Below are 11,814 nucleotides of genomic sequence, written 5' to 3' on the forward strand. Positions count from 1 at the left end.
GTCGGGCCACCGGATGCATCGGCGGCGGGCGGGGATCGGGCCCGCCTCAGGCCGTGCCGCCGCGGGACAGGTCGGCGAGGACCTCGCGGGCGGCCCGCGCGCCGGACGCCAGCGCCCCCTGGACGGAGCCGGTGGCGCGATGGTCCCCGCAGACGTAGCGGCCCGGCGAGACGCGGGTCCCCCGGCTGAGGGGCCAGGGAGGGGGCATCGCGGGCAGGGCGTCCTCGACCGTGCAGGCGGCCAGGAGCTCCCAGCGCCCGGTGTCGGCCCCGTATGCCTCGGACAGGGCCCCGCGCACCTGCCCCTCCCGGCCGGGACGGTCGCCGCCGAGGACCGAGGTCGACACGAGGGGGACCCCGCGGGGGGCGTATCCGGGGACGACGCGGCTGAGCACGCAGCTGTTGAGGAAGCGGCCCTCGGCGTCCACGAGCAGCGTGGGCTCGTCCAGCGGCGGGGCGTCAGCGGTGTGGTAGTAGGTGGTGACCGTGCGGGTACCGGGCACGTCGAGCCCGTCGAGCAGCCTGGCGGCCTCGCGGGGGCCCGTCGCCACGACCACGGCGCGTGCCGTGAGCTCGCCCCCGCCGTCCAGCAGGGCCCCGTCCGGGGTCAGCCGGGCGACCGGTGCCCCGTAGCGCACGGTGCCGGGCGGCAGGGCCCGGGCGAGCTGCGCGGGCACGGAGCCGATGCCCTCCGCGGGCAGGCAGAGGCTCCCGCGGACGAGGCTGCGCCACACCAGGTGGAAGACGCGGGACGAGGTCTCCAGCCCGTCCTCCAGGAACACGCCCGACAGGAACGGCCGCAGCAGGGTGTCCACGGTGTGCTCGGAGACGCCCGCCTCCGCGAGGGCGGTGCGCGTGGTGCGCTCGGGGCGCCGCTTGAGCAGCGGGGCGGGCAGCAGCGTGTCGGCCGCGGTGAGCCGCCCGAGTGCGAGCAGGTCGCGGGCGGGCGCGAGGCGTCCCGGGCGCAGGGCCCCGGCCTCCCGGGGGCGGCGGCTGGGGTCCACGACGCGCACGAGGCCTCCGTCGCGGTGGACCAGCAGCCCGGGCGTGAAGGGGTGCAGGCGCAGCGCGCGCAGGTCGAGCCGGCGCCGGACCTGGGGGTAGGAGGTGTTGAACACCTGGAACCCGCGGTCGAGCAGGAAGCCGTCGCGCCGGTCCGTGCGCATCCGCCCCCCGGCGGCGTCGGACGCCTCGACGATGCTGACGGTCCGTCCCTCCGCGGCGAGGTCCCGGGCGCAGGCGAGGCCCGCGAGGCCGGCGCCGACGACGAGGACGTCGACGGGGTGGTGGGTCGTGTGCACGGGGCTGCCCCTCCTCCTGCGCCGTGCGGCCACGGCGCCTCGCATCCGCCCGCATGGTCGCACGGCGGGCGGTCCGCCGCGGGGCGGCGGCCGCCCGGCGGGGCGAACACGACCCGTGCGGATGACACTTCCCGCTCCGCCGTGCCGGGGCCGGGCGCCGCCGTACCGCGGGCCGGCGCGGCGGGAAGGGTGCGGGATGGGGCAGGATCTTCCGCGGCGCCCCGGTGCGGGGTGCCGCTCACGGGCGCGGTGCCCGGCGGCGAAGGGAGCGGGCGTTGGCCGAGTGGCGTGTGGCCCCGGACGGGGGGCGGCCCGAGGGGAGGTCCTGCGCGCATCTGGAGACCGCGGCACCGCGAGGGGCCCTCTCCGTACCGGGCGGCTGTGCGCAGTGCGTCGCCCGGGGCCGGCGCTGGGTCCATCTGCGGGAGTGCCTGACGTGCGGTCACATCGGCTGCTGCGACAGCTCGCCGGGGCAGCACGCCTGGGCGCACGCCCGGGAGGCGGGACACCCCGTGGCGGCGTCGTTCGAGAAGGGCGAGCACTGGGCCTGGTGCTATGTCGACGAGGTGTTCCTCCTGCCCCTCACCTGAGCCGCCGAACACGCCCGTGCCGGGCCTTCTGTGCCGCCCGCCCCGGCGGGACGCGGCGCGGGACGCCCGGTGCGCTGCGCCGCGCCGCGGCGTCCGGGTGCTCGATAGGGTGAGGGCGTGGCAACGACGAGGAATGAGCAGCCTGCGGACACCCCTCCGCAGGTCCAGGGGTTCGAGCTGCCCGCCTTCGCCGTGCAGCTGCGCAGGCTGACCGGCGAGATCAACAGGTTCGCCCACGAGTTCGCCTCGGACCAGGGCCTGCATGCCACGGACGTCCAGGCCCTCGCCGCGATCATGGACGCCGAGAGCCCGCTGACGCCCGGCCGGCTGCGCGAGCACCTCGGCCTGACCTCCGGCGCGGTCACCGCCTGCCTCGACCGGCTGGAGCGGGCCGGTCACATCCGGCGCGCCCGGGAGAGCTCCGACCGGCGCGTCGTGCACCTGCACTTCCTGCCCGACGCCCGGGCGACGGCCCGGGCCCACTTCCTGCCGCTGGCCCGGGCCACCGCACGCGCCCAGGAGGGGTTCACGCCGGAGGAGCTGACGATCGCCCTGCGCTTCGTGGGCGCGATGGGCGACGAGCTGGAGCGTCTGAACCGCAGGCCCTGAGGGCCGCCTGACGGGACACCGCCCGTCCGCATCCGATCGCCGCCCGGCGGGCGAAGAGACCGGTAAGCGAGCCCTTCGCGCGGGCCCTGGTGACAAGATATCTCGATCATTGAGATACATTGCCGTCGAAGGATCTCGTCCCCGTCCCTGGGAGTGCCATGTTGAGTTCCCCCCGGCTCGTGCGCTGGCTCGTGCCGATCGTCCTGCTCGTCGCCTGGCTCGGCATCGGCGGCACCCTCGGGCCCTACGCGGGCAAGCTGGGCGAGGTCGCCACCAACGACCAGGCCTCCTTCCTGCCCCAGAACGCCGAGTCCACCCGGGTCATCGAGGCCGGCAGGGGCTTCGACCGCAACGAGTCGCTGCCCGCCGTCGTGGTGTGGACCGCCGAGGGCGGCGGCCCGGTCACCGAGGAGCAGCGCACCGCGGCGACCGGCGCCCTCGCCTCCCTGGACGGCGCCGAGGGGATCGCCGGGACGCCGTCGCCCGCACTGCCCTCCGAGGACGGGGAGGCCCTCCAGGGGGTGGTGCCGCTGCGGCCCGACCTCGGGGAGGACCTTGGCGCGGTGCTGGAGGAGGTCGGACGGGCGGCGGCGCAGGTGCCGGGGGCGTCCGCGCAGGTCGCCGGTCCCGCCGCCGCGCAGGCGGACCTCTCGGAGGCGTTCGCCGGGATCGACGGGCTGCTGCTGGCCGTCGCACTCGCCACGGTCCTGGTCATCCTGCTGCTGGTGTACCGCAGCGTGCTCCTGCCGTTCGTCATCATCCTCGGGGCGGTGTTCGCCCTCGGGCTGGCCTGCGCGGTCGTCTACGCCCTCGCCGAACGCGACGTGGTCCGGGTGGACGGCCAGGTGCAGGGCATCCTGTCGATCCTGGTGATCGGCGCCGCCACGGACTACGCACTGCTGCTGACCGCGCGCTTCCGGGAGGAGCTGGCGCGGCGGGAGGACCGGGTGGCGGCCATGCGCGCCGCGCTGCGCGAGTCGGCCGGGCCGATCGTCGCCAGCGCCGCGACGGTGGCCCTCGGCCTGATCGCCCTGCTGCTGAGCGATCTGACCAACAACCGCGCCCTCGGCCCGGTGGGCGCCATCGGCATCGTGTGCTGCGTGCTGAGCGCGCTCACCTTCCTGCCCGCCGTACTGCTCCTCCTCGGCCGGAGCGCGTACTGGCCGGCCCGGCCGAAGGCCGCGGACGCCTCGGACGGCGGCGGGGGCGGCGTGTGGGCCAGGGTCGCCGCCCTCGTGGGCCGGGGCCCCCGCAAGGTCTGGGCCGTGACCCTCGCCGCCCTCCTGGCCTGCGCCGCCTTCTCCCCCGCGCTCGTCTCCAAGGGCGTGCCGCTGGACGAGATCTTCGTCAACGACGCGCCGTCCGTGGCCGCGCAGCGGACGCTCGGGGAGCACTTCCCGGGCGGGTCGGGGCAGCCGGCCGTGGTGATCGCGGACGCCGACCGGGCCGACGCGGTGGTACGGGCCGCGCGCGGGACCGAGGGCGTGGCCGGGGTGACGCCGTTCACCGGCTCCGGCCGCCCCGGTCAGGGCGAGCCGCTGGTGGTCGACGGCAACGTCCGCATCGACGTCACCCTCGCCGACGCCGCGGACAGCGACGCCGCCAAGGCCGCCGTGGTGGCGCTGCGCGAGGCGGTGCACGCCGTCCCCGACGCGGACGCGGAGGTCGGCGGGTACACCGCGCAGCGGTACGACGCCCAGCAGACCGCCGAGAGCGACCGCGCGGTGATCGTCCCCGTGGTCCTCGTGATCATCCTGCTGATCCTGGTGGTGCTGCTGCGCTCGCTGGTGATGCCCGTCCTGCTGGTGGCCACCGTCGCGCTGAACTTCCTGGCGACGCTCGGTGTGTCGGCCCTCGTCTTCCAGGGGCTGCTCGGGTTCTCGGGCACCGACCCGTCCGTCCCCCTGTACGGGTTCGTGTTCCTCGTCGCGCTGGGCGTGGACTACAACATCTTCCTGATGTCCCGGGTGCGGGAGGAGTCCCTGCGGCACGGCACCCGCGAGGGCGTGCTGCGCGGGCTGACCGCCACCGGCGGGGTGATCACCTCCGCCGGTGTGGTGCTGGCCGCCACCTTCGCGGCGCTCGCGGTCATCCCGCTGGCGTTCCTGGTGCAGATCGCCTTCATCGTGGCCTTCGGGGTCCTGCTGGACACCCTCGTGGTCCGCTCGCTGCTGGTGCCCGCGCTGGTGCTCGACATCGGCCCGCGGGCCTGGTGGCCGGGCCGCCTCAGCCGGGACGCCCGGGAGCCGGCGGCGGTGCCCGACCGCGTGGGCGCGGGCGCGCACGCGGACGGCGCGGCCGTGCGGGACTGAGCGGGCGCCGGGCCCCGGGGTTCAGGGCGCCCCGGGGCCCGGCGGACGGACCGCCACGCGGGGTGGAGGCGGGGGCTCATCCGGCGACGGGGCCCCGCACCACGCTTCTGCCGGAGTGCTCCGGGCTTCCGTCGTAGGCCTCGACGCTGACGTCGACCAGCGGGTAGGACCCGAGGTCGACGCCCCCGGGGAGCGGCAGCGTCGCCCGCCCGGTGGGCCCGAGGACGCCGACGGCGATGACGCGGGTGCCGGTGCGGTCCGTCAGCCAGACCTCGTAGTAGCCGTCGGTGGGCGGGAGCCGCTCGACCGCGAGGCGCATCCGCCGGTCCGGGCCCGGGCCCGTCTCCACGGTGACGGTGCCCGCGGCCCGGGTGCCGGACACCGCGGCCAGCACGTGGACGTCCCCGGGCTCCGCGGCCCTCTCCCCGCCACCGGCGGTCCAGCGCGCCGCCGCGCCGCCCGCCGCCGCACCCGCGGCGAGGCACACCGCGGCCAGGGCGAGCGCGCTGCGGCGCCGCCAGGTCCGCCCGGCCCGGGCCGCGCCCGGAGGCGGGCCGGGGGCGCGGGCGGGACCCGTCCCGGCGTCCTGCTCCGCGGCACCGGAAAGGCCCAGGTCGCGGGCGAGCGCGTCCCAGACACGGGGCGGCGGGGCGGTCAGGAGGTCCTCCAGCGTGGCGGCCCGGGCCGCCGAGGTCACCCGGCGCAGCCCGTCCAGCTCCGCGCGGCACCGGGCGCAGGTGCCCAGGTGCGCGCGGTCCTCGGGGGCAAGGGCCTCGGCCGCCCCCGGCCCGCCGAGGGCCAGTTCGAGGAGGACGCCCGGGTCCGGGTGGTCAGCCACGGCCCGTCTCCGCCGACGGCACCGGGCGCCGCACCGCCGCCGGGGGCCGGGCCGCGCCGGGGGCCGGCGGGCGCGGGCCCGCGGCCGGGGCGGCGGCCGCACCGTCCGGCTCAGCGGAGCGCATGCGCGCGGGGGCGCGGGGCCGGACCGGCCGGCCGGCCGGGGGCCGCGGTCCGGGGTTGCGCGGCCGGGCGGCGGCCGCCCGGGAGCGCCGCCGGGGTGCGGGGGTTCATCGCGTGACGTCCCTTCGTGGCCTACGGGCCCGGTCACGGGTCCTGCCACCTTCTTCCGCCGGGGGACGGCGGAAGGATGCGCCACGAGGCCGCGGAAGCGGCCCGACGGCAGCGGCGCGGCGCACCCGGCGGGTGCGCCGCGCCGCCCTCGGCGGGCTTCAGAGGTCGATCATGCGGAACACGAAGAACGCCCCGAAGAGCACGGCCCCGAGAGCGATGATCCCCAGCCAGAACCAGGGGTGCTCCCAGATGCCGCCGTCGCGCGGCTCCTCGTGCACCTCGGCGGTCGATCCCTCGGCGGGCGGCGTCTCCTCCGGCGGTACGAGCGGTTCTGTCATGGCCCCAGGATTGGGCCTCCGCAGCGGTCGCGCACCTCGGGCGCCGCCCCCGGCCGGTGGTCCGGTTCCGGAGCGCCGCGTTTGCCGGAGGGGGCGTCGGACACGGTCGGCGCGCACCGCGGGGAAAAACGACGCACTAACAGTGCAAGTTGTGCGGCGCGTCCGGTCACAGGACGGTGGAGGCGAACGCGAGGACCTGCCGGGTCCCGCCCGTCGCACGAGGAGCCACGCCATGGACCGGCACCGAACCGGACCGGCTCGACGGTCCGACGCCCGCACCGCCCCGGCCGCCGCCGGGCCCGGGAGCGCCCGCCCGGACGACGCCGCCGACGCGGCCCTGGTCCACGGGTTCGTGAGCGGCGACGAGGCCAGCATCGAGGCCGTGTACCGGCGCTGGAGCCCGCTCGTCCACACGATCGCCCGGCGCACGCTGGGCGACGACCGCGAGGCCGAGGACGTGACCCAGCAGGTGTTCCTGGCCGCGTGGAAGGGCCGCGGCGGCTACCGGCCCGGGCGCGGGGGCCTGCCCGGCTGGCTCGTGGGCATCACCCGCCACAAGATCGCCGACGCCCTCGCCGCCCGCACGCGGCGCACCGAGATCGCCCTGGCCAGCGCCCGCCGCGAGCAGGGGCCGTCCGGTGCGGCCCCCGGCGGCGCGGACGAGGCGGTCGACCGGGTACTCCTGCTCCAGGCGCTGGAGACCCTGCCCGCCGCGCAGCGCCGGGTCGTCGGACTGGCTTTCTACGGGGACCTCACCCAGACCCAGATCGCCGCGCAGACCGGTCTGCCGCTCGGCACCGTCAAGAGCCACGTCCGCCGGGCCATGCAGGTGCTGCGGAGGGCCCTGGAGGCCGGCACCGAGGGCACACCCGGTCCTCCGGTTCCGCGCTCCGCCGCCCCGGCGGGGACGGGGAACCGCACGGCGGCGCGCACCCACCGCACGGCCCGCGCCGCCTGACCGCCGCCGCAGCGCCGGGCCCCCGCGCAACCGCGGGGGCCCGGCGCTGCGGCGTCCCGGGGCGTGGCGCCGGTCCCCGGCGGTCGGCCCGGGACCGGCGCTCCCCCGCCCGCGGGCGGTCGGAGGCGGCGCACGGTCGACCGTGCGCCGCCGATCGGATAAGGGGTCAGGACGGCGAGGAGGCGGGCTCGGGAGGCAGCAGCACCGTGTCGACGAGGTGCACGGTGGCGTTCCCGGTCTCCAGGTCGCCGCAGACGACCTTGGCGGAGTCGTTCACGATGTAGGCCCCGTCCACCTCGTCGGTGGTCAGGTCCTCGCCCTGGAGCGTCTCGAAGGTGCCGTCGGCCAGGTCGCCGGGGGCGACCTCCTCGCCCACCACGTGGTAGGTGAGGACCTCGGTCAGCTGGTCCTTGTCGGCCAGCAGCGCGTCGAGATCGGCCTGCGGGACCTTCTCGAACGCCTCGTCGGTCGGGGCGAAGACCGTGATGTTCTCCGCGTCGTTCAGCGTGTCGGCCAGACCGGCCTGCTCGATCGCCGCGGTGAGGGTGGAGAGCTCGGGGTTGTTGGACGCGGCGGTGGCGACCGGGTCGTCGACCATGCCCTCGGCGCTGCCCTCGCCCTCCTGGGGAAGCGACGCGCAGGCGGGACCGACCGGCTCCGCGCGGACGTCTGCCTGTGCGGGCGTACCGAGCATCAGTGCCAGCGGGATCAGCAGGGTGCCGACACCCGCGGCCACGGTGCCGCGGCGGGTGAGGTTGGTGTTCATGGTTCCGCCCTTCCGGATCGCTGGAGCGGGCGCGGTACGCGGTGCGCCCGTCATGAGAGGTTCGCGGCCACCCGCGGCAACGGATGCCCTGTATGTTCGATTTCTTCCCTTCTCCTGCGATGCGGGGCCGGGGCCCGCCTCAGGAGCGCATCAGCGCCTCAAGCGAACCGACCGCCGAGCGCAGCCCCTGGAGGCGGCCGGTGCCCGGCGGCACCGCGGTTCCCGACCAGCCCGGGCCCGCCAGCAGCAGCGCAGGGCTCTCCCGCGCCCCGCGCACACCCCACTCCATGCCGGCCACCCACTGGACCAGCGCCCGGTCCGCCGTCGAGCGGGACTGGGCCCAGAGCACCACCGCCGACGGCCCCGTGCGGCGGACCGCCTCCAGCAGGGCCTCGGCCGGGAGCGCGGCCCCGTACATCCGGGCGGGCAGGCGCCGTTCGGCGAGGGCCGCGGCGAGGGCCTCCAGGGGAAGGCTGTGCTCCTCCCCGGGGACGCAGGCCAGCAGCGCGGGGGCGAGCGGGAGGGCGCCGCGGGTGCTGTGCGCACGCCGCACGGCGCTGGAGACGTGCCAGGAGAGCAGGTGCTCGACCTCGACGTAGCGCTCCCCCGACGTCGCCCACTTGCGGCCCACGGCGTGCAGGGTCGGGGCCAGCACCTCCTCCCAGGCGGTGACGATCCCGTACTCGGCGATGGCCGCCTCCAGGATCTCCTCCACCGCCGGCGCGTCGAGGCGCAGCGCGGCGCGGGCGAGACCGCGGCACTCCTGGCGGACGTTCCCGAGGGGGAGGGCGTTGCGTCCTCCGGGGCCGCCCGAGCGGATGGGCGCTCCCCCGGCGGGCGGCCCGCCCGCGGCGGCGGGCCCCGGCTCCCCGGCGGGCGCGGTGTCCTGGGCGAGCACGGTGTCCCCGGCGGGCGTGGCGGACCGCAGGACGGCGCGCGCCGCCTCGGCCGGGGGGACGCCCTGGGCGGTGAGCCGGCACATCTCCTCGATCCGGCCGATGTCCTGCGGCGTCCAGCGGCGGTGCCGGCCGTCCTGCCGGGTCGCGGGGCCGATGCCGTAACGCCGCTCCCAGGACCGCAGGGTGGTCGCGGCGACGCCGAGCCGCCGGGCCACGGCCCCGGTACTCAGCGAGAGGTCCCGGCCCGCGGGGTCGTCGGTGCCCATGGGACCAGCTTACGACGCAGCACCGCTGCAAACCGGCCGGTCCGCCCCGGCGGGAGCCGGGGCGGACCGCACGGCGCCGCTCAGCAGATGCGCGGCAGCTGCTCGCCCAGCGGCATGTCGACCACCCGCGTCCCGCCGAGACCGGTACGGGCGACGACCATGCCCGGGTGGTCCTCGACGGCCTCGCCGATCACCGCCGCCTCCCGCCCCAGCGGGTGGGACCGCATCGCGTCGAGGACCGCGTCGGCGTGCTCCCGGGGAACGAAGGCCACCAGCTTGCCCTCGTTGGCGACGAGCAGCGGGTCGAGCCCGAGGAAGGCGCACGCGGCGGCGACCGGTTCGGGCACGGGTACGGCCCGCTCCTCGATCACCACGCCGGTGCCCGAGGCCGCGGCGATCTCGTTGAGCGAGGCCGCCAGGCCGCCCCGGGTGGGGTCGCGCAGGACGTGGAGATCCGGTGTGACGGCCAGCATGGCGTCCACCAGACCACCGAGCGGCGCACAGTCGCTCTCGACGCCCACGCCGAACTCCATCCCCTCCCGGACGCTGAGGATGGCGATGCCGTGGGCGCCGACGGCGCCGCTGACCAGCACCGCGTCACCCGGCCGGACCCGCTGCGGACGGAGGTCCACCCCGGCCGGGATGAGGCCGACCGCCGAGGTGTTGATGTAGACGCCGTCTCCGTGGCCGGCCTCCACGACCTTGGTGTCGCCGGTCGCCACCTCGACTCCCGCGGCCCGCGCGGCGGCGCCCATGGCCCCGGCCACACGGCCGAGGACCTCCATCTCGACTCCCTCCTCCAGGATGAAGCCGCAGGAGAGGTAGGCCGCTCTGGCCCCTCGCATGGCGAGGTCGTTCACGGTGCCGTTCACGGCGAGGTCCCCGATGCTGCCCCCGGGGAAGAACAGCGGCCGCACCACGAAGGAGTCAGTGGAGAAGGCCAGCCGCGCACCGCCGAGCTCGACGGCGGCGCTGTCGCCGAGGCGGTCCAGCGCGGGGCCCCCGAACGCGGGGGCGAAGACGTGCTCGACGAGTTCGGCCGACATCGCCCCGCCGCCGCCGTGGCCCATCACCACGCGCGGCTGGTCGCGCAGGGGCGCCGGGCAGGTCCACCCGATCAGGTCGGGCCCGGCGTCCGGGGCCGCCGGAGCGTCCGGGGCCCGCGTCGCGTCCGCCGGGTCGCGCGGGGTCCGTGTCGTGGTCTCAGCCAACGGGGGCCTCCTCGGAGGGTGCGGTCGGCGGCACGGTCTCCAGCCGCCGGTACAGGTAGTAGGCGGCACACGCCCCCTCGCTGGAGACCATGGTGGCGCCGAGCGGGGTGCGCGGGGTGCAGGTGGTGCCGAAGGCCTCGCACTCGTGGGGCCTGAGCTTGCCCTGGAGCACCTCGCCGCTGCGGCAGGCGGCCGGTTCCCGGGTGTCGATGCCGGTGACGCTGAAGCGGTGCTCGGCGTCGTACGCGCGGTAGCGCTCGGACAGCCGCCAGCCGCTGGACGGGATCACCCCGATGCCCCGCCACGCGCGGTCGGTGACCTCGAAGACGTCGTCCAGCATGGCCCGCGCCGCGGGGTTGCCCTCGGGACGCACGGCGCGCGGGTAGGCGTTGTCGACGGTGTGCTCCCCGCGCTCCAGCTGGCGGACGGTGCGGCGCACCCCTTCGAGGATGTCCAGGGGTTCGAAGCCGGTCACCACGATGGGCACGCCGAAGCGGTCGGCCAGGTCCGGGTACTCCGCGGTGCCCATCACGCTGCACACGTGCCCGGCCGCCAGGAAGGCCTGCACCCGGCAGTCGGGCGACTGCATGACCGCCTCGATGGCCGGAGGCACCCGCACGTGGGAGACGAGGAGGCTGAAGTTGCCGATGCCCAGCCGCCGGGCCTGGTGGACCGCCATCGCGTTGGGCGGGGCCGTGGTCTCGAAGCCGATGCCGAAGAAGACCACCTCGCGGTCGGGGTTCTCCCGCGCGATCCGCAGGGCGTCCAGGGGCGAGTAGACGACGCGCACGTCGCCGCCGGCGCCGCGCACCTGGAACAGGTCCCGGCCGGTACCCGGGACCCGCAGCATGTCGCCGAAGGAGCAGAAGACGACCCCCGGCCGGGAGGCGATCTCCAGGGCCTTGTCGATGACCTCCAGCGGCGTGACGCAGACCGGGCAGCCGGGCCCGTGGATCAGCTCGACCTCCGGGGGCAGGAGCTGGTCGATCCCGTGGCGGATGATGGTGTGGGTCTGGCCTCCGCAGACCTCCATCAGGGCCCACGGCCGGGTCACGGCGGCCCTGATGTCGTCGAGGAGCCGACGGGCGAGGGCGGGGTCCTGGAACTCGTCGATGTACTTCACCGGCCCGCCTCGCCTTCGGCGGGCCGCGCGGCGGGAGCGGCCCCGGGAGTGGGCCCACCGGTGAGTCCGGCCTCGGCCCGGGCGTTCTCCCAGGGGTCGCCGAACTCCTCCTGGAGCAGGCCGAGGTTCTCGAAGAGGGCCAGCGTCTGCCGTGCGGACTCCTCGTCGAGCCGCTGCAGGGCGAACCCCACGTGGACGATGGCGTACTCGCCGACCCTCAGGTCGGGCAGGTACTCCAGGCAGACCTCCTTCACGACGCCGCCGAAGTCGACGGTCGCCATGCGGGTGCCGTCCCGTTCCTCGATGCCCAGCACTCTGCCGGGTACCGCCAGGCACATGTGCCTCTCCTCGCTCTCGCCTTGCGTGGGATG

General features: G+C 76.6%; 12 protein-coding genes. 4 read left to right on the forward strand and 8 right to left on the reverse strand.

The annotated features are described in order from the left end of the window. Positions 1–46: 46 nt before the first annotated feature. Positions 47–1,300, reverse strand: a complete 1,254-nt coding sequence (locus tag NPS70_RS08625; RefSeq protein ID WP_256523484.1) for an NAD(P)/FAD-dependent oxidoreductase — start codon at positions 1,298–1,300, stop codon at positions 47–49. 275 nt (positions 1,301–1,575) lie between these two features. Here NPS70_RS08625 and NPS70_RS08630 point away from each other — a divergent pair, with 275 nt between their 5' ends. The 3 genes from NPS70_RS08630 (at position 1,576) to NPS70_RS08640 (ending at position 4,811) form a co-directional block, all read left to right on the forward strand. Beyond that, entirely contained in the window at positions 1,576–1,890 is a 315-nt protein-coding gene (locus tag NPS70_RS08630; protein WP_374211965.1) for a UBP-type zinc finger domain-containing protein, read from the forward strand. Between the two features lie 117 nt (positions 1,891–2,007). Beyond that, positions 2,008–2,499 carry a MarR family transcriptional regulator gene (locus tag NPS70_RS08635; protein WP_256523485.1) on the forward strand — a complete coding sequence of 164 codons (492 nt, stop codon included), beginning with the start codon at positions 2,008–2,010 and terminating at the stop codon, positions 2,497–2,499. A gap of 158 nt (positions 2,500–2,657) precedes the next feature. Then, positions 2,658–4,811, forward strand: coding sequence for an MMPL family transporter (locus NPS70_RS08640; RefSeq protein WP_256523486.1), 2,154 nt, complete (start codon positions 2,658–2,660; stop codon positions 4,809–4,811). Between the two features lie 76 nt (positions 4,812–4,887). Here NPS70_RS08640 and NPS70_RS08645 read toward each other — a convergent pair whose 3' ends face one another. Both NPS70_RS08645 and NPS70_RS08650 read right to left on the reverse strand, forming a co-directional pair. After that, positions 4,888–5,649, reverse strand: a complete 762-nt coding sequence (locus tag NPS70_RS08645) for an anti-sigma factor (protein WP_256523487.1) — start codon at positions 5,647–5,649, stop codon at positions 4,888–4,890. A gap of 391 nt (positions 5,650–6,040) precedes the next feature. Continuing rightward, positions 6,041–6,220 carry a DUF6480 family protein gene (locus NPS70_RS08650; RefSeq protein WP_256523488.1) on the reverse strand — a complete coding sequence of 60 codons (180 nt, stop codon included), beginning with the start codon at positions 6,218–6,220 and terminating at the stop codon, positions 6,041–6,043. 232 nt (positions 6,221–6,452) lie between these two features. Between NPS70_RS08650 and NPS70_RS08655 the strand changes: the two genes are divergently transcribed. After that, a complete protein-coding gene (locus tag NPS70_RS08655) occupies positions 6,453–7,178 on the forward strand; it encodes an RNA polymerase sigma factor (RefSeq protein WP_256523489.1) in 726 nt (241 codons plus the stop codon). Positions 7,179–7,344: 166 nt separating this feature from the next. Here the strand turns inward: NPS70_RS08655 and NPS70_RS08660 are convergent, their stop codons facing one another. The 5 genes from NPS70_RS08660 to NPS70_RS08680 all read right to left on the reverse strand — a co-directional run bounded on the left by NPS70_RS08660 (position 7,345) and on the right by NPS70_RS08680 (position 11,781). Continuing rightward, positions 7,345–7,944 (reverse strand): fasciclin domain-containing protein, encoded by a 600-nt coding sequence (locus tag NPS70_RS08660; RefSeq protein ID WP_256523490.1) that lies wholly within the window; start codon positions 7,942–7,944, stop codon positions 7,345–7,347. Positions 7,945–8,083: 139 nt separating this feature from the next. Continuing rightward, positions 8,084–9,109 (reverse strand): MerR family transcriptional regulator, encoded by a 1,026-nt coding sequence (locus NPS70_RS08665; RefSeq protein WP_256523491.1) that lies wholly within the window; start codon positions 9,107–9,109, stop codon positions 8,084–8,086. Between the two features lie 80 nt (positions 9,110–9,189). Next, the gene (gene hypE / locus NPS70_RS08670; protein WP_256523710.1) at positions 9,190–10,230 is read right to left on the reverse strand and encodes a hydrogenase expression/formation protein HypE; all 1,041 of its coding nucleotides are present in this window, start codon (positions 10,228–10,230) and stop codon (positions 9,190–9,192) included. An 82-nt stretch (positions 10,231–10,312) separates the two neighbouring features. Beyond that, entirely contained in the window at positions 10,313–11,443 is a 1,131-nt protein-coding gene (hypD, locus tag NPS70_RS08675; RefSeq protein WP_256523492.1) for a hydrogenase formation protein HypD, read from the reverse strand. Then, on the reverse strand, positions 11,440–11,781 hold the full coding sequence (locus tag NPS70_RS08680) for a HypC/HybG/HupF family hydrogenase formation chaperone (RefSeq protein ID WP_256523493.1): 342 nt from the start codon (positions 11,779–11,781) through the stop codon (positions 11,440–11,442). Before NPS70_RS08680 ends, hypD begins: the two co-directional genes overlap by 4 nt. Positions 11,782–11,814: the final 33 nt, after the last annotated feature.

It is taken from the genome of Streptomyces sp. C10-9-1 (genome assembly GCF_024497955.1).
In the GTDB taxonomy this organism is placed as follows: Bacteria; Actinomycetota; Actinomycetes; order Streptomycetales; family Streptomycetaceae; genus Streptomyces; species Streptomyces sanyensis.